Genomic DNA, 18,958 nt, shown 5'->3' with positions numbered 1-18,958 from the left:
AATGGCTGCAACGGTATGATTGTGCTGCACGACGCCAAGAATAACAAGAAGACTGTCTGTGCGCCGCGCGTAAAGATTTCTATCATCAGTAAGGGTGTCATTATGACCAACGCAGTATCGCAACAGCAGGAAGACAAGGACGCGGTGTATGTTGCCTCGTTCGAGCATTTGCGCATGACGGATGTCGAATCCGTCGGCGGCAAGAACGCCTCCCTGGGCGAAATGATCAGCCAACTGGCGGAAGCCGGCGTGCGCGTGCCCGGTGGCTTTGCCACCACGGCGCAGGCATTCCGCGATTTCCTGTCGTATAGCGCCAACGGCGGCTTGCCGCTGGCCGAACGCATCGCCCAGCGCCTCGAAGGGCTGAACATCGATGACGTGCGCTCGCTGGCGCAAGCCGGTGCGGAGATCCGTCAATGGATCGTGGAAACGCCATTCCAGCCTCGCCTGGCCGCTGAAATCGACCAGTTCTACGCCAAGCTGGTAGCCGATTCCGATACCGAAATGTCGTTTGCCGTGCGTTCCTCGGCCACGGCGGAAGACTTGCCGGACGCTTCTTTTGCTGGTCAGCAAGAAACCTTCCTGAACGTGGTCGGCATCGACAACGTGCTCGACGCCATGAAACAGGTGTTCGCCTCGCTGTACAACGACCGCGCCATCTCGTATCGCGTACATAAAGGCTTTACGCACGCGGAAGTGGCCCTGTCGGCCGGCGTGCAGCGCATGGTGCGTTCCGACCTGGGCGCGGCCGGCGTGATGTTTACCATCGACACCGAATCGGGCTTCAAGGACGTGGTCTTCGTCACCTCCAGCTATGGCCTGGGCGAAACCGTGGTGCAGGGCGCCGTCAACCCAGACGAATTCTATGTGCACAAGCCGATGCTGGAAAAAGGCAAGTCGCCTGTGATCCGCCGCAATATCGGCTCGAAGCTGCTGAAGATGGAATTTACGAACGAAGCGAAAGCTGGCCGTTCCGTGAAAACCGTCGACGTGCCCGTCGAAATGCGCAACCGCTACTCGCTGAACGACAGCGAAGTGGTGGAACTGGCCAAGTACGCCGTCATCATCGAGAACCACTACGGCCGTCCGATGGACATCGAGTGGGGCAAGGATGGCCGCGACGGCAAACTGTACATCCTGCAAGCGCGTCCTGAAACCGTCAAGTCGCAGCAAAAGGCGACCGACGTGCAGGAACGCTTCAAGCTGAAAAGCACGGGCACCGTGCTGACGTCCGGCCGCGCCATCGGCCAGAAGATCGGCGCCGGCCCCGTCCGCGTGATTCACGACCCGGCGGACATGGAGCGCGTGCAGCCAGGCGACGTGCTCGTTGCCGACATGACGGACCCGAACTGGGAGCCGGTCATGAAGCGCGCTTCGGCCATCGTCACCAACCGTGGCGGCCGTACTTGCCACGCTGCGATTATTGCGCGTGAACTCGGTGTGCCGGCCGTCGTCGGCTGCGGCAATGCCACCGACGTGCTGAAGGACGGCACCTTTGTCACCGTGGTGTGCTCCGAAGGCGACGAAGGCAAGATATACGATGGCTTGCTGGAAACGGAAGTGTCTGAAGTGTCGCGCGGCGAATTGCCGAAGCTCGACACCAAGATCATGCTCAACGTGGGCAATCCGCAGCTGGCGTTCGACTTCCAGTCCGTGCCGAATGCCGGCGTGGGCCTGGCGCGCCTGGAATTCATCATCAATAACAATATTGGTGTGCACCCGCGCGCGATCCTCGAATACCCGAACATCGACGCCGACCTGAAAAAGGCCGTGGAATCGGTGGCGCGTGGCCATGCTTCGCCAAAAGCGTTTTACATCGACAAGCTGGCCGAAGGCATCGCCACCATCGCTGCCGCGTTCTGGCCGAAAAAAGTCATCGTGCGCCTGTCCGACTTCAAGTCGAACGAGTACAAGAAGCTGATCGGCGGTTCGCGCTACGAGCCGGACGAGGAAAACCCGATGCTGGGCTTCCGCGGTGCGGCGCGCTACCTGTCGGCCGACTTCTCCGAAGCGTTCAACATGGAATGCGAAGCGATGAAGCGCGTGCGCAATGACATGGGCCTGACGAACGTGGAAATCATGGTGCCATTCGTGCGCACCCTGGGCCAGGCCGAGAAAGTCATCGACTTGCTGGCGAAAAACGGCTTGAAGCGCGGCGAGAACGACCTGCGCGTCATCATGATGTGCGAAGTGCCGTCGAACGCCATCCTGGCCGACCAGTTCCTCGACCATTTCGACGGTTTCTCGATCGGTTCGAACGACCTGACCCAGCTGACCCTGGGCCTGGACCGCGATTCCGGCATGGAATTGCTGGCCGCCGACTTCGACGAGCGCGATCCTGCCGTGAAAGCCCTGCTGTCGCTGGCCATCAAGGCTTGCCTGGCACGCGGCAAGTACATCGGCATTTGCGGCCAGGGTCCTTCCGACCATCCGGACTTCGCCGTCTGGCTGATGGAGCAGGGCATCGAATCGATGTCCCTGAATCCCGACTCGGTGATCGACACCTGGCAAAAGCTGGCTGCGCTGAAAGCGTAAGCATCTATATTGCCTTCTGAAAACCCGCTGCCGCTCACCCGGCAGCGGGTTTTTTTATGCCCGTCACGCAGGGACAGGCGATAACCATGCGGCGCACGGCAGTATTCGATGGGCTTGCGCCAGATCAGCTAAAATGATTCCACCAATACATTGAAACGGGAGTTCTCATGGCAAGCAAGAAACCGAGCAAAGTGGCAAAGATCGACATCGGCATTTCCGAGGCGGACCGCGCGAAGATCGCGGAAGGCCTGTCCGGCCTGCTGGCCGACAGCTACACCTTGTACCTGATGACCCATAATTTTCACTGGAACGTCAAGGGGCCGATGTTCAACACCCTGCATCTGATGTTCATGACGCAATACACGGAGCAGTGGGCTGCACTGGACCTGATCGCCGAGCGCATTCGCGCCCTTGGCTATCCTGCGCCCGGCACCTACAAGGAGTTCGTCAAGCTGGCCTCGATCAAGGAAATTGACGGCGTGCCGCCGGCGCTGGACATGGTCAGCCACCTGGTATCGGCCCAGGAAGCGACCGCGCGCACGGCGCGCCGCCTGTTCCCTTTGCTGGAAAAGGCCAATGACCAGCCGACGGCCGACCTGATCACGCAGCGCCTCGATTTGCATGAAAAGACGGCATGGATGTTGCGCAGCCTGCTGGAAGAGTAATTGCCGGGCCTGCGGCGCTAATTCGCCCCTGCCTATTGACGCCATCAGGAATTGCGTTAGACTGCTTGTATATAGGTGTTTGGCAAGAATAATATCAGGCAGTCATACGCATTAAACCCCGTCGCTTATATAGGCTGCGGGGTTTTTTATTTTCGGATTCGCAAAGATGGAGGCATCATGGCTGAATGGGTAGGCTGGTTTGTGGCGGCAGGCGCGGTATTGATCCTGGAACTGTTTACGGGCACGTTTTATTTGCTGATGATCGCCATCGGCATCAGTGCCGGAGGACTGGTGGCGCTGGCGGGCGGCAATGGCGGCTGGCAAGCCCTGACGGCGGCCATTGTCGGCGTGGCGGCCACCCTGTTATTGCGGCGCAGCCGTTTTGGCAAGGCGGCACGGCGCGACGCTGCGCAGGATCCGAATGTGAATCTCGATATCGGCCAAAGCGTGGCGGTCGCGCATTGGGTCGATGGCGCGGCGCGCGTCATGTACCGCGGCGCCTTGTGGGATGTGGAACTGATTCCCGGCAGCGATACGCAGGCCGGTCATTACACCATACGTGCCGTGCGTGGCAGCCGTTTGATTGTTGAATAACCTGGAGAGTAGATTATGGAAGTAAGCACTGGAAGCGTGTCGCTGATCTTGTTATTGCTGGCATTGGTATTTGTCTTCAAGACGGTCAATGTGGTGCCGCAGCAGCATGCCTGGGTGGTGGAACGCCTGGGCAAGTTCCATGCGGTATTGGGCCCTGGCCTGAATATCGTCGTGCCTTTTGTTGACCGCATCGCTTACAAGCACGTGCTCAAGGAAATTCCGCTCGACGTGCCGCCGCAGGTGTGCATTACGCGCGACAATACGCAATTGCAGGTCGATGGCATTCTGTATTTCCAGATTACCGATGCCATGCGTGCTTCATATGGCTCGTCGAATTATATTGCCGCCATTACGCAACTGGCGCAAACGACCTTGCGTTCGGTGATCGGTAAAATGGAACTCGACAAGACATTTGAAGAACGCGACCATATCAATACGGCCATCGTGAATGCCATCGATGAATCGGCGGCGAATTGGGGCGTCAAGGTATTGCGCTATGAAATCAAGGATTTGACGCCACCCAAGGAAATCCTGCATGCGATGCAGGCGCAGATTACGGCCGAACGCGAAAAGCGCGCCTTGATTGCCGCTTCGGAAGGGCGCAAGCAGGAGCAGATCAATATCGCCAGCGGTGAGCGCGAAGCGGCCATTGCCCGCTCTGAAGGCGAGAAGCAGGCGTCGATCAACCGTGCCGAAGGCCAGGCTACGGCCATCGTCGCGCTGGCGCAGGCCAGCGCCGAAGCGCTGCGCCAGGTGGGCGCGGCCATACGTGAGCCGGGCGGGGAAGATGCCGTCAACCTGAAAGTGGCAGAGCAGTATGTGGGCGCGTTCGCGCAATTGGCGAAAACAAATAACTCGATTATCGTGCCGGCCAATCTGGGCGATATGAGCGGTTTGATCGCCACGGCGATGCAGGTGGTAAAAACGCAGAAGCCGAAAGGTGGCGTGGCTATTCCCTGATTTCCGCTGGGTGGGTGAATAGCAAATCCGTAGCAAGTTTTTCGTCAAAACTGCCCGCCGTATCGCGGGCAGTTTTCATTTGTGCTGCTGGAATATATGCTGGCAGCAGGGTTCGAGTATCTTCGCTTTGAATCAGCATCGTTGAAAAATATTCTCTTTATGCTATGCTGTGCGCACTTTCGGGATTATATGCTGTCGTGCGATGCTTATCTTTTTGTTTGAAACAGAATCTGCTGCTCATGCATGGCGATGATCGTGCGATATCCGCGACGGATGCATGGGTAGTGTTTGGTAGCCGATGCATAATTGGCGATAGTATTGCTCCCGTGTGTATTTTGAATTGCAATTTATAATTACTATAAATTGCAATGAAACAAAAAGTGCTGCAAAATAAATACTGCCGATGGTGGTATTGACTCGCAATCGCACAAGGCAGGGAAGTCGGCGCAGACAGTCGGACCAGCGCGATGTCCGCTCCCTGGAATGAAGACTTACATCATCTGAAGGTCGGGGAAGTCGGGTTTTTGGTAAAAGAATTGTAAAAAACAATCAAATCTCAAGAAAAATCACCTCAGTCGCGTTACAATTGGATAGAATTTAACTGTTCAGTTATATTTTTCAACTCACACAAGGAAATATCATGGATCTGTCCAGCTTATCCCTGTCCGAACTGCGCACCTTGCAGGACGACATCAAGAAGCAAATGAAGAAACGCGAACAAGACGATCTGTCCAAAGCGCGCGAGCAAATCCTGGCAATCGCCCAGAGCGTTGGCGTTTCCGTAAAAGATCTGGTTGGCACGGGTATCCGCGCTAAAACCGGTACGGTCGCAGTACGCTATCGCAATCCGGACGATGCGACGCAGCAATGGACTGGCCGTGGCCGTCAACCGAAATGGGTCAAAGAGTGGACCGATTCGGGCAAGTCGCGTGATCTGCTGAAGGTTTAAAAACCGTTCATTCGGATGCTTGTCCTGTGGAGTAGTACAGGTGTAGTACAAGGCAGCATGCAAGCATCCGGAACTTTCCTGATTAATCGTCTTTGGCCAGGCAGGCAAAGCTGATTTACATCGCTTATCTTCACGGTATTTTCGCCAATACCCTTCTTGTTTCTCCAGTATCTCTTCCTTTTCCTGTTTTTATCCTATTGCGCAGTGCGTTTTCCGTTTGCCGCAGGTGCATGCAAAATAAAACCCGGCATATAGCCGGGCTTGATGGTATTGGCGCAGCATGCTGCGCGTGATGCCGGATCAGCGGCGGTGCGACTTCATTGCCGCCTGCACTTCGCGCGCGCCATCGCGGTCGCGTTCCGCTGCCCGCTTGTCGTGCTGTTTCTTGCCCTTGGCCAGGCCGATTTCGCATTTCACGCGGCCGCCCTTGTAGTGCAGGTTGAGCGGCACCAGGGTATAGCCGGAGCGTTCCACCTTGCCGATCAGTTTATCCATTTCCGTGCGGTGCAGCAGCAGCTTGCGCGTGCGTACGGCTTCCGGGTGGATGTGGGTGGAGGCGGTCGGCAGGGCGCTGATATGCGCGCCGAACAGGAAGAGCTCATCGCCGCGGACGACGACGTAGGCTTCCTTGATTTGTACGCGGGCGTCGCGGATGGCTTTGACTTCCCAGCCTTCCAGCACGATGCCGGCTTCGTAGCGATCCTCGATAAAGTAGTCGTGGAAGGCTTTTCTGTTGTCTGCTATGGTCATGAGATGGTAAATGTGCGCGGGTCGGTTAAACTACTGTCTCGCGCAAGCGCGATAAAATCAAATGTATCCAACATCATAGCAAATGGTTCTTCAATGGCAGTAGTACATAAATCAGTTTTTCTCGGCTATAGCGCCGAACAAATGTTCGCGCTGGTGGCGGCGGTGGAGGATTATCCCAAATTCCTGCCCTGGTGCGGTGCGGTCGAGATTCGCGAGCGGGGCGAGAACACGGTCGTCGCCAGCGTGGGCATACATTACCACGGCGTGCGCCAAAGCTTCACCACGTCCAACGAGAACGTGCCGCCGACTTCCATCAAAATGAAGCTGGTGGACGGTCCTTTCAAGACCCTCGACGGCGTGTGGACCTTCAAGGCCCTGCGCGAAGATGCGTGCAAGATCGAACTGGACCTGCACTACGAGTTTTCCAGCCGCGTGCTCGAGCAGATCATCGGCCCCGTCTTCGGCATGATCGCCAACAGCATGGTCGATTCCTTCTGCAAGCGCGCGGAGACTGTGTATGGCTGAGGCCAACATCGAGGTGCAAGTCTGCCACGCCTTACCCGATAGCAGTTTTCTGCGCTCACTGAAGGTGCCTGCAGGTACCACCATCGAGCAGGCGCTGGCGCTGAGCGGCTTGCTGCAGGACATTCCGGGCATCGACCTGGCCGTGAACATGGTTGGCATCTATGGCAAGAAGAAGCCGCTCGATACCATCCTGCGCGAGCATGACCGGGTGGAAGTGTACCGGCCTTTGCAGGCGGACCCAAAAGAAGCGCGCCGGCGCAGGGCTGGCGGCAAGCCTGCCAAGGGCTGAGCGGGTAGGGCGGCCGCCGCGCGGCCGTTGCCTGGCGAGCGCCATTTTTTGCTATTTTCAAATATCTTTTCTATGCTGCAAGGACGGAGGGCGCTTTTTTCTGTATAAGTTGCTTTTGTCCGTCACAAGCAAGCATCCATGCGGGTTCCAGCCATTCCGCAATTCACATGGGCGAAACGTGGGCGAAAATCTACGCAGCCCCTGCCTTTAGCCCATCCGTCATTTTGCAGTATTGATCAGGCAACACACCACCTTCCTGCTCGACCCAGCGACCATACGTTCGAGTAATCATGGTCGTGTCGGTATGCCCCATTTGCTTTGCCACATACATCGCGTTGGCGCCCGTCGATAGCAGCGTCGACGCGAATGTGTGCCTCGTTTGATACGGATTTCGATAGCGGACCTGGGCCTTCTTGATCATTGCCGCCCAGAAGAGGCTCAAGCGCTGCGTGTTGTCCCATCCCTGGCCGGTAGCCGGATCAAGGAATACCAGGCCGCCAGCAAGGAAGCTATGTTGTTTCTGCGCAACCAGCGCCTCAACGGCACCGCGCCGTAAGTCGACCAGGCGGCGGCCGGCACGTGTCTTCAGCTCCTCTCGCGACTCACCCATCACGCGCGAACGCTCAACCTTTGCTTTGAATCCGGCCCAGTCGATCGATTCCCAGCGTAACGCGATGTATTCACTCGGGCGCATGCCGGTGTAGAAGGCAAACTGAAAGACATTGCGGGCTTGGCCCTGGGCAGCATCGAGGATGGCCGCAATCTCCTGAGCGGAAAAAGGATCCACTTCGTATTCAGCCTTGTAGGCGTCGCGGTCCAGCGTTTTTTGCAATTTCACCCGGTCGAGCGGGTTGCTATCGATCAGGTCGTCATTTATCGCAAGCTCCAGCGCGCCGCGCAGCGGGATGAGAATTTGTCTGACGGAGGTGGCCTTCAACGACAGATCGACAATCCACGTGCGCAGCGCCGCCGGCGTAAGCTCGGTGAGCAGCGTTTCGCCCCATTGCCCCATCAGAATCTTGTTGAGCACGCGCTTGTAGCTTTTCAACGTGCTGGGCGCGAGGATGCGCTCGTAGATCTCGAATTGCTGTTTAAGCAGGTCGCCAACGGTTACATCCTTGCCCCGAGGTTGCAGGCCGAACTTCTTCAGCTGTGTCGATTCGGGGAAGTACTTGGCATAGCTGAAATTGCCCAGCGCAATGGCGTTCAGGATCTCGCCGCGCAGCCGCTCGGCGTATTTGATGTTTGCCTTGCTGTGCGCGAGCTTCAACGTTTCCCGGCATTCAGTTCCCCGGTACATAAATTTTATGCGGATCGATTCGCTTTGGACGCCCGACCGGAGTTCGACGCCTGGCGGGCTGGACTTGTTTGTTCCCATTTTGCTACCCATTCTTCTACTGCCGGCAAATTAATCCAGAGCCGGCCATCCACAATTTTGCATTGATTGCCGTCGAGCCACTTGCCGGCCTTGCGGCGGGCCTGCACGGAATCGACGGAATCGCCTGATATTTCAACGTAGCGCTCAAGTTTTACCCAGGCCAGAGGCTGACGCTCCGCCTCTGCCTTGGCGGCCGCTGCGCGCGCATTGCGCTCGATGGTCTCGACCAGCTTGGCCACCATGTCGTGCTCTCCCATGTTCATGGCGCGCTCCCGGGTGCCATTTGCGGAATTGCGGCCGGCACCGGCGAGTGCTTCGGCTTTGCCGCCTGCTTGGCTCGGATGGCCTCGACCTTCGTCCAGATCCTGGCCAGCTCCGTCTCGCCGGCGGCGTGCATGTCCAAGCCTTGGGCCAAGCAAAGCGCCGCCAGCGTGACCATGACGCCACCGACTTCCTCCGCGCGCTCGCCGACTGGGCGGCCGAATACATAGTCGACCAGCTGGCGCGCTTCGTTGGCCGTGCAACCGCATGCCTGCACCAGTTCCAGCGATTCCTCAAGGAAGCGGTGATTGCGTTCAGCTGTGTCGGCTGAGATTCCGGCACCGAAGCAGGCCATCATCCATGGCTGCACACGGCCCTGGAATGAATCGGTGGGGGCGCTGACAGGAGTCTCGTGTTGCTCGTTATTTATCATTGTGGTTGCTCCAATATGGATAATTCGACGGGCGCGACAGGTTCGGCCAGGCCCTCGATGTACACGGTCATTTCTGCATCGCCCTTGTGCCAGCAGAAGCCGGCAATGAAGCAGTTCAGGCCCTGGTAGCTCACTTGCCTGGCCAACTGCTTTGCGCGGTGCAGGCGTAGGTCGTGCTGGTCGGCCAGCTCGCGCGGTGTTTCGGCGGGCGCCGGTGTGCGGGCGCTCATGCTGCCCACCTGGCGCCGGTTACGCTGGCGATCACGTAAATCAGCATCACGGCGGCCGCCACGCTTGCCGCGCGTGGGCTGCGCTCGCTGTTCGGCACTTCGTCGTTGTCGGTCATGCTGCCTCCGTTGTTGGCATCTGGATGCCGCGCCAGGTGTAATACGCAGGCAGGTCGACCACCGTTACCCGCATGCGATCCTCGCCAAACGTGAACGTTGCGCGGTGTTGCGCACCAGGGAACTTGAAGTAGAGCAGCGCCTGCGCGTGGCCCAGCCTGCCCGGACCTTGAAGCGGCGCACGGCTCACCCATACGCTTTCGATCGTGCAGTCAGGATGCGTGGCTGAAAAGAACTCGATCAGGGCTACTTCGGCAGCCTTGCGAGCGCGCCGCTCGACAAACTCCCCCATCACGCAGTTCTGGCTGCAATAGACAACATTGGCATCCGTGACAACTTCCAGATACTCGCGCTCTTCTCCTTCATCTTCGGCTTCCTGCTGCATGTCTTCGCTGACGCGCCGGCTGCAGTGGTGGCACTCGAACCACCAGCCATGGTCGATAAGCACCGCGTGCGGTACCGGGCCGGGCGCGTATTGATCGAACTGAGGCTTGCGGTGGCAGTGCTCGACCTCGTTAAAGCCGCAGTCCAGTTCGTTCGCACCCTCGCGGCGCGCGGCAGCGCTGCTGCTGGCAAAGCGGATAACGCAGTGGCCTTCACCAGGCTCGCGCACCTCGTAGGCAAGTAGTGGCTTCATGGCGTCACCCGCTTAAATTCAATGACCCACAGCCATTCGTTGGCATCCCAGTCGCCGCCGGTCGATTCCCACAGGTCGCGCCAGGCCGTGCGCTCAGTTGCGCGACCGCTGGCGCCAGATCCTTTGCACACGATGTCGTAGCGATCTTGCGATTCCGCCAGCGCTTCCATGTCGATGCCCTCGGCCACACTGTCGGCGTCGCTGATGTCCTGCAGGCGCTCGACACGCACCGACACTATCTCCAGCAGGATGCGGGAGGCCGCGCCAGGCATGAAGATAGAGGGACGCTTGTACCAGCCTGGCAGCGCGCCGCCGCGCCCGGCCGCCAGCGGTACGTCCGGGGAATCGGCGTCGTACTGGTACGCGCGGTCGCATTCGGCCGTCATGTCGATGAAGTGCCATTCGTCGCGGCGCTTCTTCTTGCTGTAGCGCGTCACCCAGCGGCCGTAGGCGAAGAAGGTTTCGCGCACCCAGATTTGATCGCGGTGCGCGCCGTGCGGGCATGCGTCGCCGGCCATGCCGTGGGCGCCAGGCGCGCGCGTCTCCGAAACGCTCACCATGGACTGGAAGGCATTGCAAGGCCAATGGTGGTCGCCTGGACGATGTGGGACAGGTTCCGGCTGCGGCTTCATGACGCGTCGCGTTTGCGTCTTGCTGCCGTCGAGCAGCGCGCGCACCATCGGCGCGCTGAAGAGAATAGGGCGCTCTTTGCTCATGCTAATATTGCTCCAAAGTTAATGGGGTTTATATTGAATAAAATTCTTATTTGGATCGTTGTTGCCTGCAGCATTTCAAGCATGTTCATGGTTTCCTTCGTTTGCTACACATACTGGCCAGACAAAGATTCGAGCTTGCCTTCTTGGGTGCAGGCGGTTGGTGCCATCCTCGCTATTCTTGCTGCGGGTGGTGGGCTCGCATGGCAGGCAAGGAAGCAAGACGAGGCAGAGCAAAACAGGCGCAAAAATGAACTTTTAAATATGCTTCGCGCATTGCATACCGAGGCGAAGAGTTATGAAAAAATGCTAAAAGCATTCGAAGGCACCTTTGCGCAGAACTTCGCTTTGCAGCTAACCGGTAGGCTACAAACAGTATTTCCGTCGATCGAGCCAACCTTTGCCATCTATCACGCTTGCGCACCTCTACTTGGGGCGATCGCAAGTGAAGAGCTGCGTGACGACATCGTCGTCTTTTATGCTGAGATGGCCTTATTCTTTGCCGCGCTTAATAGGAACAGCACTCATGCAGCGCTCATTCCTCATGATGCCGCGCCCTCAAGTGATATTGCAGATGCGCTGGCTCAAATGGGGCCTCAGCTTGAAACGCAACTCAAAGACCTCCTGACAATTGCTGCGAGGTTGAACATCGCAATTCCAGCAGTGATTGGAAGTCGCCCGTAACGGCACTTAGGTGCTGACAATCACAAGCGTGACGTGAGCGCGCTTTTCTCCAGTAGCTCACGCGTTCCGTCCGACTGGGCTGGACCGACAACCGATCCCTCCATCGCCTCTATCAGCCGAGCGGACCGGTTGTGGCCGATGCCAAAATACCGCTGTATCAGCGATACCGATGCGCGCTGCCGGCTGCGCACCAACTCGACGGCCTGGGCATACATAGGGTCGCGCGCACTGCCGTCGCCGGGCAGCACGGCGCCTGCCGCTTCGCCATTCAACTGCAGCGCCGGCCGCTGCTGGCGGACAGGGGCATCGCCCGCTGCCGGCCGTTGGCTCGGTTCCATGATCTCAACGGCGGCTACCAGCAGCAGGTCGGCGGATTGTGAGCCGCCAGGCAGCTCCTTGGCCAGCGTCAGCGCCGATTTAATCGCGCCCTCGGCGGTTTCCGCCATGTGTTCGCGCACGCGGGCAACGGCCGGCTGCACGGTGCTGTCATACAGCTCGTTGAGCACATCGCGATAACGTGCGCGCAGCTTGTACAGATCGGCAGTCAAGTTTACGGCGCGCTCGATCTTCTGCTGGCCAGCAGCAGCCGGGCCCGGCGTCTGCGTTTCCACGTCAGCCTCGCCACCCAGAGCCTCGACCAGGTCGGCCAGCATCTTGGCCAGTTCGCCGGTCATCAAGGTGAAGTCGCTGTCGAAGCGGTCGTCGGCCGCCTCGCCAATCGCGCATTCCCGCAGTATGTCGAGCGCCTTTACACTTTTAATGGCCAGGCTCTCGTCCAGCACGAAGCTGATCTTGTCGCTCCAGGTCATGGCCAAGCGTGTGCACTGCTTGCCGGCGGCGATGTGGCGGCGAATATCGTCCGCTTCCAGGGTGTGGCGTTTGTATGCCACCTGGGCCTTGCTTTCGCCGGTGGCGCGCATGATCGCGTCCTGGTCGACCGTGAAGCCGGCAGGGGATTCGTCCGCCTGCAGCCATTCCGTCATGGCGCCGACCGGCGAGCGCTGCACGCGCAGGCTTTCCAGTGGCAGCTTGTCGACGGATTTCAGCAACAGTTTGACCACGTCATCGGCCTTGGCCGGGCTGGCCGCGTCCACCACCAGCCAGCCATTCACCGAATCGATCCAGACGGCCGTGGTGCTGAAAATGGCGAACGCGCGCGGCAGCAGCTCGTCGGTGACGCGTTCCTTCAATTCCTTCATGGCCTTCTTGCCCGGCGCGAAGCCTTGGGCGTCTTCCATTTCCAGCGCGCGGGCGGCGGCCACCTGGTTGATCACTGTCGACGGCAGCAGCTTCTTCTCGGTTTTCAGCTGCAGCAGGAACTGGCCGCCGACGGCGTGCACAAGCGGCTGGTCGGCGCCGCGTGGCGAGGCCCAGCCCTGACGCACCAGGTCTATGCTGGTGGCGGGCGTGAACTGCTGCGGCGCCAGCGCCTGCTCGAGCACGGCGGCCGTCATGGCCCAACGGGCGGGCAGGCGGTAAATCTGCAAATTTTTGAAGAACATGGCGCTTCCTTATTCTGAGAGTACGACGCCGCGCGCGGCACCGAAGGCATACAAAAATTCAATGAACTGCGCGGCTTCCTTCACGTAGAAGTCGCTGGTCTGGACGCCCAGCTGCACGATACGGCGCCCGTCGAAGCTGGGCGTCACGCGCCCGTCGTGGTGCAGCGGCGTGCCGGCCAGGCGCATTTCGTCGGCAAACTCGTCCACCAGCAGCCGCTTCATGTCATCCGCATCCCACTTGCGCCCGATGTGCTCGACCTGCTTGGCGATCTCGCCGATCATTGCGTGATACTTTTCTTCTTGGGCCCGCTTTTTCTTCGGCTCGGAAAACACCACCATCCAGCCGGGCGGCGCGGTCTTGGCAAATTCGATCGCCCGGCGCCGAGCTTCGTCGTGCACCAGAAAGTAGGTCTGCTTCGTCATGGCGGCACTCCCGCCGCGCGGCGCGCCGTCATGCTGGCACCGCCTCGGCCGCCAGCCGCTGGGCCGCGTCGTATTGCTCGATGCCCCATGCCAACGCGTAGCAGCACCAGAGGAAGCGGTGCGAGTAATCCTCGCTGTCTACCTCGTAAAAGTCGGGGAAAACGCGCTTCCCGTTCCAGACAAAGTCCATTGCCGCGCGGTAGGCTATGTCGGCGCCATCGTCTGCATGGTCCAGCACTTCGGATTGAAGCTCATTACGGAGCCCGTGTCCAAGCTTTCCGGTCAGCCCCCGTTGCTCCACCCAGTCCATGACATTCGCCTTGAATTTCTCGGCCGAGTACTTCCGGTAGCCGTCGCGATCTGTCGCCTGGAGCTTTTCACCCCAGTACGACAGGTTGACCGCCAATTTAGCGCCGTTGCGTTTTTTGTACTCTCGGTCGGTGCGGAAAAACTCGAACATGTCGGTCAGCCGCTGAAAGACGTAGGTGCCCATGTCGCCGGTGTAGCAGAGGTAGCCAGGCCAGGTGATCAGGTCGAAGTGCATGCAGCCAGTGTCGGGGCGAGCGAAGCGAACATGGCGACCTTTGCCGCCATCGTCACGCAGCACGGTCATTTTGTGCTCTGCCACGTCGCGCAGGAATTGCGCCTCAGTGCAATCGGTGCTCATGCTTTTTCCGCCTTTAAAGCCGTCACGCGTTCCAGGTCATAGCAGCCGCGAATGCTATCCAGCCAGATGACTGCACTGTGGCCGCCCATGACTTGCGCTTCGCTATTCGTGACCGTCTCGCGCACCTCGCCACCATCCAGCTCGACGCTGACGGCGGCGCCAACCTGGTGTGCAGCGTTGAATTTGTCGCATGTGGCTTGGAGCTTTGCAGTCGCCTGTGCCTGGCGTTCGGCGCGGGTGGTCACGCTGCACCGCCCAAGTCAGCCACGTCGATCACGACGCCGCGGCAATACGGCTCGCCGCCTTCCACGATTTCGAACGTGGCGTGCGGCACGTCGGTACGGTAAGTCCAGCTGTAGCTGTCTTCCTTACCCCACAGTGCATCCACGGCCCGCACCTGCGGCGCCCGGGCGAAATAGTCCTTGAGTGCATCGTCGTCGTGCTGGATATCCTCGCGGAACGGCAGCAGGCCCTTGGCGTCGAGCAGCGCCACGGTCGGTGCGCCGCGCTCGTCTTCCACGAAACCACGGAACTCCATCAGGTCGTCGCTAGCGCCAAAGATCACGATCAGGCCGGCGGCCTTGGCCTGCAGTTCTTCTTCCTTCGCCATTTCGCTGCCGTATTCGCGGCCCGTCAATAGGCTGGCCAGTAGCTCCTTGCTCAGCTTGACCGGCGCCAGCTCCACGGCCGGCGTGCCCATGTTCGTGTACGGGTGCTTGTCGGCATGCGGCTTGATATGAGCGTAAAAGTACTTGCCGACCGATTCGGCGCCGGCGAAGGCCGAATACTCGGTGGCCGTGACGTTGGCGTAGTGGTAGACGTCCGCCGGCGCGCCCTTGCGGAAGAACTGCACGGCCAGGGTTTCGGTCGCCGGGCAATGGCCGATGGCGGCGATCTGCGAGGATTGGATGGCTTGCAGGGTGATTTGGGGTGCTGCGACTGCTGTATTCATTGATTTCTCCAGGTGATGGGCGGGTTGTTACGCGGCTTCGGCGACCAGGCCGGCGCGCGCGGCGGCGAAGTCGAACTTGGCCAGGCGGTCGATGGCCTCGGCCGGCGTCAGGCCGAACTGGTCGAACAGCACATCGAGGATGTCGCTGTCGGATGGGTAGAGGTCATCGGCAGCGGCGTCGAGCAGGTCAGGTGCTGGCGCTGGGCGGCTCGCGGCCGGCGCGAAGGCGGTGGGCGCGCGGCGGATGCCGATAGGAGCGGAGGGCGCAGGCGCGGCAACTTGGGCGGCTTGCTCGGCGGCGCGCGCCACGGCGAGCTGTGCGGCTTGTTCGGCTTGCACAGCTTCATTGGCCAATCGGTCGGCGTCGACCTGGGCCAGCCGTGCGGCTTCTGCTGCAGCGGTTTGCATGTCCAGCAGTTCCTGGCGCTGGCGTGCGATTTCCGCTTGCTCCAGCCGGTTCTGCTCTGCTTGGGTGTCTGCCTGCTTTTTCAATTCAGCGGCCTGGGCCTCGCGTTGGCGCAGCGCCTCGGCTTCCTGCTCGGCGACCAGCGCCGCGCGGCGGTCGTCTTCGGCTTGGCGTTCGGCAGCGATACGCTCAGCTTCCACCTGGGCGATGCGCCGGGCCTCGGCAGCCGCTTCGCGCAGCTGCGCCAGTTCGGCGCGCTCGGCGGCAATGCGGGCGGCTTCTTCTTCGTTGGCCAATGCTGCGGCGTGCAGGCTGGCCAGCTTGGCGCTCACTTCGGCAACGACCTTGGCAGCGTCCTTCTCGAATTCGGCAAAGCGCGCCTTGTCCACGACGATGGCAGCCACAGTTGCTGCGGCCGCCTGAATATCGGCAGCGGACTTGCCCACCAGTTCCAGCGGCGCATCATGGATCGCCGCAATATCAGCCTGGATCGCAGTAATGCGCTCGCGCTCCTTCGCAATCGCAGCTTGCTTTTCAGCCTCCACCTTGGTGTCGTAGGCGTCGCGCAGCTCGAACACGCGATTCTCTTCTGGCGTAATCAGCGCAATCAGGTCTTTTTCCTTGGCGATCACTGCCTTGCTAAAGTCTGTCGCGTCTTTGCGTGCGGCCTCGCCGACGGCCTTGATGCCGGTGCGCAGTTTCAGCAGGTTCATGCCGATGCGGTGCGCCTGCTCGCGGCCGGCGGGATCGATGACGGCGGTGATATCGGTCGAGGCGGCAACCTGTTCCTTGATTTTTTCCTCATAGTCCACGGCGCCCAGCGCGACGGCAGCGCGCTGCGGCAGGGTGAGGGCGGTGGTGGCCTGCGTGGCCTGGGTGGTTTCGGTGATCATGCTGCCTCCTTGAGTTTGAAAAGAATTTCGCGGTCCGATACGCGGCGCGCGAAAGCGGCCAGGTCCAGCACCATTGCGTCAATAAAGTTGTCATCGCGCATCACGCGCTTGATGTACAGGTCGCTACCGGCGTTGGCCAAGTCGGGCACGTACATGATGAAATCGCACCACTTGCGAGCCGTGATCCACATGCCGCCCTGCATTTGGTGCATGTATTCGGTCAGGTCGCCTGTCTCCAGGATCTCGACGATCTTCACGCTGTCGATTGGCGCCTTGATCTCGATCAGGCCGTCATTGCCCACAAAACCGTCCGTCGAATAGCCGAACAAGCCGTCATCCGTCAGCACGAGGCCCGCCTCTGTGACCATGGACTCGGTACGTGCCTCGTACGCCATGCGTGCCAGGCGCTCCATTTCGTGGCCGCGATCCAGCACCCAGGCCTTGACTGGTGCACCGTACGGCTTGCCGCTGATGCGCTCGATGGCCAGGTCTGCGGCATACTTATCCGACGCGATGGACGGATCGCCGGCCTTGCGTTTGCCGGATATACGAGACAGCTTGGACACAGCGTCGGCGTAGCAGGACGCCGTGATTACGCCGGCGCGGGCCTGGTGCCAATCCGGCGTGCCTTGGGCGCAGGCAATGAATCTCATGTTGCCCCTCCTGTTTTCTGAGCGCGCGTCATCAGGCCGTCGTAGTGACCGGCGAGCATGTTCTGCGTGGATTTCGACAGGCTGGCCCAGCTTGCAGCGAAGACCTCGGCACCGTCGTCGGCGAGCACTTCCATGTCGGCGAGTATTTCGGCCGCAGCAGTGGACAGCGGTTGTGGTTCTGGCTTCTCTGCTTTGGGCGCAGGCTGCGCGGCAGTCAGTGTTGTTCCGCGTTCCGTTACAGCCGCCTTGAAGGCGTTCGATGCAACCGCATCCTTGGCCTCGTTGATCGCCTTGACGCCAGCCTTCCATACAGCTGCCAGGTCATCAGCGGTTGGCGCAGCGTTGGCCTTGGCCACCCACTCAAGCGCCAAAGGTGACATTGCTGGGTCGCCGGCATCCTGGACGCGCAATTCTTCCGGCAAGTCTTCGATGTCCTGCGTGAAAATGTCGGATGCTGCTGTGACGTTTAAGGTCATGGCGATCATGGCGCGCTTGCATGCCATTTTCAGGACCGTATTTGACAGATCGGCCGCCTCGGTACGTACTTGAACTTTCTTCTGGACACTGCCGTTGTACTTCGCAAATTTCAGACGGCGCATCGTTTCTGGCGTCAAATCGAATTCCTCGGCGCACACGGATGCGCGCCACTTATATTTTTCTTCGGCGGAAGAGCATTCACCGACGCCTTCGCCCAACATGATGTCGGATACCTGGTGCTGGCCGACGCAAGTAACGCGGAAGCGGGCAACCAAATCGGTGCTGAGATCGAGGATGCGATAGATCGGGGCGATGCGGAAAGTCACACACAGCACTTCGGCGCCCGGCTTGTACAGCGTCGGCTTCGGCGTTCCAGGGATGGTCCCATAGTGGGTGTTGAGCTTCATGATCCCGCGCATCACCTCCTGTACCAGGTTGACGCGCTCGCGAATCTCGGCGAGCGAGTAGCGGTGCACTTCGGCAGCAACCAGGCCGGCGCTTTCGCGACGTGGCATTTCGATTACTTCGTTCATGACTTTTTCCTTGTGAGTTTTATGATTTCCGCCTTCAGCAGCGCCAGGCGGACGGCGTAGACGATGGCGTGGCCGGCATGCCAGTTGCGCAAGGCCTGGCTGGCCACGTCCATCACGGCTTGGCTGACGACGTCCACTGCGCCTCCCGGTGGGCGCGGCCCAGCTTCTTCACGCGCGCGGCGGATGCGTCCAGGTCGATCAGCGCCTCGATCTGCGCGGTGATCAGTTCCTTGCGCATTTCTTCGAGTCCGGCCAACTCGCGGCGCACGCCGGCCAGGCGCATCTTGTTCATGCGGTGCTGGTGCTGCGCCTGGTAGTGGCGGTGGGCGGCCAACAGGCGGTGGAAGAGGGAGATCATGGCCGCACCATCGCTGTCACGCCCAGAGCGCCATCGTCGTAGGCGGCATCGATCAGCGCGGCCAGGTTGCCGATGGCGGCGAAGTGCGCGATATCCTCGGCGCGCGGGCCGGTGCGGATGGTGATGATGTAGCTCATGTCCTGCTCCTCTGGTTAATTGGTGCCCTGGCAGGGAATCGAACCCTGCTGGTGCCGGCCGCACTGTCCGACATCAAATCCGCAACGGGGCTTTCAATCCTGCGTACGCCAGGAAGCGCGTGTGGCGGCCGGTGCTGGTCTCCGGCTTGAGTGTTCCAATTGGCTTTCGCCTGCATGGCCTCTCCGGGCTGGGTACCGGTTGAGAAACGCCCCGCGTAGGGCAGCGCATCAGTCTGCGCA

The 18,958-nt window shown here is 60.0% G+C and carries 26 protein-coding genes and 1 pseudogene; 8 read left to right on the top strand and 19 right to left on the bottom strand.

The annotated features are described in order from the left end of the window. The first annotated feature begins 102 nt into the window (after positions 1 to 102). The 5 genes from ppsA to CSQ93_RS21855 all read left to right on the top strand — a co-directional run bounded on the left by ppsA (position 103) and on the right by CSQ93_RS21855 (position 5,703). The gene (gene ppsA, locus CSQ93_RS21875) at positions 103 to 2,535 is read left to right on the top strand and encodes a phosphoenolpyruvate synthase (protein WP_071078407.1); all 2,433 of its coding nucleotides are present in this window, start codon (positions 103 to 105) and stop codon (positions 2,533 to 2,535) included. A 167-nt stretch (positions 2,536 to 2,702) separates the two neighbouring features. Then, positions 2,703 to 3,200 (top strand): Dps family protein, encoded by a 498-nt coding sequence (locus CSQ93_RS21870; protein WP_034752224.1) that lies wholly within the window; start codon positions 2,703 to 2,705, stop codon positions 3,198 to 3,200. 177 nt (positions 3,201 to 3,377) lie between these two features. Further along, complete coding sequence (locus tag CSQ93_RS21865; RefSeq protein ID WP_035818188.1) at positions 3,378 to 3,794, top strand: NfeD family protein; 417 nt, start codon at positions 3,378 to 3,380, stop codon at positions 3,792 to 3,794. Positions 3,795 to 3,809: 15 nt separating this feature from the next. Then, on the top strand, positions 3,810 to 4,754 hold the full coding sequence (locus CSQ93_RS21860; protein ID WP_035818190.1) for an SPFH domain-containing protein: 945 nt from the start codon (positions 3,810 to 3,812) through the stop codon (positions 4,752 to 4,754). 640 nt (positions 4,755 to 5,394) lie between these two features. Next, entirely contained in the window at positions 5,395 to 5,703 is a 309-nt protein-coding gene (locus CSQ93_RS21855) for an H-NS histone family protein (RefSeq protein WP_010397665.1), read from the top strand. A 300-nt stretch (positions 5,704 to 6,003) separates the two neighbouring features. On the opposite strand, the gene smpB is transcribed toward CSQ93_RS21855, so the two are convergent. After that, a complete protein-coding gene (gene smpB / locus CSQ93_RS21850; RefSeq protein ID WP_034752217.1) occupies positions 6,004 to 6,453 on the bottom strand; it encodes an SsrA-binding protein SmpB in 450 nt (149 codons plus the stop codon). Positions 6,454 to 6,546: 93 nt separating this feature from the next. Between smpB and CSQ93_RS21845 the strand changes: the two genes are divergently transcribed. Next, a complete protein-coding gene (locus tag CSQ93_RS21845; protein WP_035818194.1) occupies positions 6,547 to 6,978 on the top strand; it encodes a type II toxin-antitoxin system RatA family toxin in 432 nt (143 codons plus the stop codon). Beyond that, positions 6,971 to 7,267, top strand: a complete 297-nt coding sequence (locus CSQ93_RS21840; RefSeq protein ID WP_099379855.1) for an RnfH family protein — start codon at positions 6,971 to 6,973, stop codon at positions 7,265 to 7,267. Before CSQ93_RS21845 ends, CSQ93_RS21840 begins: the two co-directional genes overlap by 8 nt. Positions 7,268 to 7,457: 190 nt before the next feature. Here CSQ93_RS21840 and CSQ93_RS21835 read toward each other — a convergent pair whose 3' ends face one another. From CSQ93_RS21835 to CSQ93_RS21810, 6 genes are all read right to left on the bottom strand, one after another. Continuing rightward, positions 7,458 to 8,567, bottom strand: a complete 1,110-nt coding sequence (locus CSQ93_RS21835; RefSeq protein WP_233516298.1) for a tyrosine-type recombinase/integrase — start codon at positions 8,565 to 8,567, stop codon at positions 7,458 to 7,460. Between the two features lie 5 nt (positions 8,568 to 8,572). Next, on the bottom strand, positions 8,573 to 8,908 hold the full coding sequence (locus CSQ93_RS29250) for a hypothetical protein (RefSeq protein WP_199534475.1): 336 nt from the start codon (positions 8,906 to 8,908) through the stop codon (positions 8,573 to 8,575). Further along, positions 8,905 to 9,339: a hypothetical protein gene (locus tag CSQ93_RS21825; protein WP_099379853.1), complete on the bottom strand. Its 435-nt coding sequence runs from the start codon at positions 9,337 to 9,339 to the stop codon at positions 8,905 to 8,907. Before CSQ93_RS21825 ends, CSQ93_RS29250 begins: the two co-directional genes overlap by 4 nt. Next, positions 9,336 to 9,569 carry a hypothetical protein gene (locus tag CSQ93_RS21820; protein ID WP_099379852.1) on the bottom strand — a complete coding sequence of 78 codons (234 nt, stop codon included), beginning with the start codon at positions 9,567 to 9,569 and terminating at the stop codon, positions 9,336 to 9,338. Before CSQ93_RS21820 ends, CSQ93_RS21825 begins: the two co-directional genes overlap by 4 nt. A 112-nt stretch (positions 9,570 to 9,681) precedes the next feature. Further along, positions 9,682 to 10,320: a hypothetical protein gene (locus CSQ93_RS21815; RefSeq protein ID WP_099379851.1), complete on the bottom strand. Its 639-nt coding sequence runs from the start codon at positions 10,318 to 10,320 to the stop codon at positions 9,682 to 9,684. Further along, positions 10,317 to 11,036, bottom strand: coding sequence for a hypothetical protein (locus CSQ93_RS21810; protein WP_099379850.1), 720 nt, complete (start codon positions 11,034 to 11,036; stop codon positions 10,317 to 10,319). The genes CSQ93_RS21815 and CSQ93_RS21810 overlap by 4 nt, the downstream gene beginning before the upstream one ends. Positions 11,037 to 11,069: 33 nt before the next feature. On the opposite strand from CSQ93_RS21810, the gene CSQ93_RS21805 reads away from it, so the two are divergent. After that, on the top strand, positions 11,070 to 11,717 hold the full coding sequence (locus CSQ93_RS21805; protein WP_158301321.1) for a hypothetical protein: 648 nt from the start codon (positions 11,070 to 11,072) through the stop codon (positions 11,715 to 11,717). A 20-nt stretch (positions 11,718 to 11,737) separates the two neighbouring features. Here the strand turns inward: CSQ93_RS21805 and CSQ93_RS29555 are convergent, their stop codons facing one another. From CSQ93_RS29555 to CSQ93_RS29005, 12 genes and pseudogenes are all read right to left on the bottom strand, one after another. Continuing rightward, on the bottom strand, positions 11,738 to 11,932 hold the full coding sequence (locus CSQ93_RS29555; RefSeq protein WP_233516297.1) for a DNA translocase FtsK: 195 nt from the start codon (positions 11,930 to 11,932) through the stop codon (positions 11,738 to 11,740). Between the two features lie 366 nt (positions 11,933 to 12,298). Further along, positions 12,299 to 13,219, bottom strand: a pseudogene (locus CSQ93_RS29550) (recombination-associated protein RdgC); the annotation flags it as partial. A gap of 9 nt (positions 13,220 to 13,228) precedes the next feature. Beyond that, on the bottom strand, positions 13,229 to 13,642 hold the full coding sequence (locus CSQ93_RS21795; RefSeq protein WP_099379848.1) for a recombination protein NinB: 414 nt from the start codon (positions 13,640 to 13,642) through the stop codon (positions 13,229 to 13,231). A gap of 28 nt (positions 13,643 to 13,670) precedes the next feature. Continuing rightward, positions 13,671 to 14,309 (bottom strand): hypothetical protein, encoded by a 639-nt coding sequence (locus tag CSQ93_RS21790; protein WP_099379847.1) that lies wholly within the window; start codon positions 14,307 to 14,309, stop codon positions 13,671 to 13,673. Further along, positions 14,306 to 14,554, bottom strand: coding sequence for a hypothetical protein (locus CSQ93_RS21785; protein ID WP_099379846.1), 249 nt, complete (start codon positions 14,552 to 14,554; stop codon positions 14,306 to 14,308). The genes CSQ93_RS21790 and CSQ93_RS21785 overlap by 4 nt, the downstream gene beginning before the upstream one ends. Beyond that, positions 14,551 to 15,261, bottom strand: a complete 711-nt coding sequence (locus tag CSQ93_RS29245) for a KTSC domain-containing protein (protein ID WP_199534474.1) — start codon at positions 15,259 to 15,261, stop codon at positions 14,551 to 14,553. Before CSQ93_RS29245 ends, CSQ93_RS21785 begins: the two co-directional genes overlap by 4 nt. A gap of 27 nt (positions 15,262 to 15,288) precedes the next feature. Next, entirely contained in the window at positions 15,289 to 16,560 is a 1,272-nt protein-coding gene (locus tag CSQ93_RS21770; RefSeq protein WP_099379845.1) for a hypothetical protein, read from the bottom strand. Next, entirely contained in the window at positions 16,557 to 17,213 is a 657-nt protein-coding gene (locus CSQ93_RS21765) for a lambda exonuclease family protein (protein ID WP_099379844.1), read from the bottom strand. Before CSQ93_RS21765 ends, CSQ93_RS21770 begins: the two co-directional genes overlap by 4 nt. After that, a complete protein-coding gene (locus CSQ93_RS21760) occupies positions 17,210 to 18,223 on the bottom strand; it encodes a hypothetical protein (RefSeq protein WP_199534473.1) in 1,014 nt (337 codons plus the stop codon). The genes CSQ93_RS21765 and CSQ93_RS21760 overlap by 4 nt, the downstream gene beginning before the upstream one ends. Next, a complete protein-coding gene (locus CSQ93_RS29010) occupies positions 18,220 to 18,360 on the bottom strand; it encodes a hypothetical protein (RefSeq protein WP_158301319.1) in 141 nt (46 codons plus the stop codon). Before CSQ93_RS29010 ends, CSQ93_RS21760 begins: the two co-directional genes overlap by 4 nt. Further along, the gene (locus CSQ93_RS21755) at positions 18,336 to 18,581 is read right to left on the bottom strand and encodes a hypothetical protein (protein WP_099379843.1); all 246 of its coding nucleotides are present in this window, start codon (positions 18,579 to 18,581) and stop codon (positions 18,336 to 18,338) included. Before CSQ93_RS21755 ends, CSQ93_RS29010 begins: the two co-directional genes overlap by 25 nt. Beyond that, a complete protein-coding gene (locus CSQ93_RS29005; protein ID WP_158301318.1) occupies positions 18,578 to 18,718 on the bottom strand; it encodes a hypothetical protein in 141 nt (46 codons plus the stop codon). Before CSQ93_RS29005 ends, CSQ93_RS21755 begins: the two co-directional genes overlap by 4 nt. Positions 18,719 to 18,958: the final 240 nt, after the last annotated feature.

It is taken from the genome of Janthinobacterium sp. BJB426, assembly GCF_002735705.1.
Taxonomy (GTDB): Bacteria; Pseudomonadota; Gammaproteobacteria; order Burkholderiales; family Burkholderiaceae_D; genus Janthinobacterium.
This window is presented reverse-complemented; position numbering and strand designations above follow the sequence as displayed.

Excerpts from the sequence above, each read along its gene's own strand:
- CSQ93_RS21820 (WP_099379852.1), bottom strand. The coding sequence starts at position 9,569 with ATGAGCGCCCGCACACCGGCGCCCGCCGAAACACCGCGCGAGCTGGCC.
- CSQ93_RS21790 (WP_099379847.1), bottom strand. The coding sequence starts at position 14,309 with ATGAGCACCGATTGCACTGAGGCGCAATTCCTGCGCGACGTGGCAGAG.
- CSQ93_RS21870 (WP_034752224.1), top strand. The coding sequence starts at position 2,703 with ATGGCAAGCAAGAAACCGAGCAAAGTGGCAAAGATCGACATCGGCATT.
- smpB (WP_034752217.1), bottom strand. The coding sequence starts at position 6,453 with ATGACCATAGCAGACAACAGAAAAGCCTTCCACGACTACTTTATCGAG.
- CSQ93_RS21860 (WP_035818190.1), top strand. The coding sequence starts at position 3,810 with ATGGAAGTAAGCACTGGAAGCGTGTCGCTGATCTTGTTATTGCTGGCA.
- CSQ93_RS21770 (WP_099379845.1), bottom strand. The coding sequence starts at position 16,560 with ATGATCACCGAAACCACCCAGGCCACGCAGGCCACCACCGCCCTCACC.
- CSQ93_RS21810 (WP_099379850.1), bottom strand. The coding sequence starts at position 11,036 with ATGAGCAAAGAGCGCCCTATTCTCTTCAGCGCGCCGATGGTGCGCGCG.
- CSQ93_RS21845 (WP_035818194.1), top strand. The coding sequence starts at position 6,547 with ATGGCAGTAGTACATAAATCAGTTTTTCTCGGCTATAGCGCCGAACAA.
- CSQ93_RS21855 (WP_010397665.1), top strand. The coding sequence starts at position 5,395 with ATGGATCTGTCCAGCTTATCCCTGTCCGAACTGCGCACCTTGCAGGAC.
- CSQ93_RS21795 (WP_099379848.1), bottom strand. The coding sequence starts at position 13,642 with ATGACGAAGCAGACCTACTTTCTGGTGCACGACGAAGCTCGGCGCCGG.
- CSQ93_RS21765 (WP_099379844.1), bottom strand. The coding sequence starts at position 17,213 with ATGAGATTCATTGCCTGCGCCCAAGGCACGCCGGATTGGCACCAGGCC.
- CSQ93_RS29005 (WP_158301318.1), bottom strand. The coding sequence starts at position 18,718 with ATGAGCTACATCATCACCATCCGCACCGGCCCGCGCGCCGAGGATATC.
- CSQ93_RS29245 (WP_199534474.1), bottom strand. The coding sequence starts at position 15,261 with ATGAATACAGCAGTCGCAGCACCCCAAATCACCCTGCAAGCCATCCAA.
- CSQ93_RS29555 (WP_233516297.1), bottom strand. The coding sequence starts at position 11,932 with ATGTATGCCCAGGCCGTCGAGTTGGTGCGCAGCCGGCAGCGCGCATCG.
- ppsA (WP_071078407.1), top strand. The coding sequence starts at position 103 with ATGACCAACGCAGTATCGCAACAGCAGGAAGACAAGGACGCGGTGTAT.
- CSQ93_RS21865 (WP_035818188.1), top strand. The coding sequence starts at position 3,378 with ATGGCTGAATGGGTAGGCTGGTTTGTGGCGGCAGGCGCGGTATTGATC.
- CSQ93_RS21840 (WP_099379855.1), top strand. The coding sequence starts at position 6,971 with ATGGCTGAGGCCAACATCGAGGTGCAAGTCTGCCACGCCTTACCCGAT.
- CSQ93_RS21760 (WP_199534473.1), bottom strand. The coding sequence starts at position 18,223 with ATGAACGAAGTAATCGAAATGCCACGTCGCGAAAGCGCCGGCCTGGTT.
- CSQ93_RS29250 (WP_199534475.1), bottom strand. The coding sequence starts at position 8,908 with ATGAACATGGGAGAGCACGACATGGTGGCCAAGCTGGTCGAGACCATC.
- CSQ93_RS21835 (WP_233516298.1), bottom strand. The coding sequence starts at position 8,567 with ATGTACCGGGGAACTGAATGCCGGGAAACGTTGAAGCTCGCGCACAGC.
- CSQ93_RS21755 (WP_099379843.1), bottom strand. The coding sequence starts at position 18,581 with ATGATCTCCCTCTTCCACCGCCTGTTGGCCGCCCACCGCCACTACCAG.
- CSQ93_RS21825 (WP_099379853.1), bottom strand. The coding sequence starts at position 9,339 with ATGATAAATAACGAGCAACACGAGACTCCTGTCAGCGCCCCCACCGAT.
- CSQ93_RS21815 (WP_099379851.1), bottom strand. The coding sequence starts at position 10,320 with ATGAAGCCACTACTTGCCTACGAGGTGCGCGAGCCTGGTGAAGGCCAC.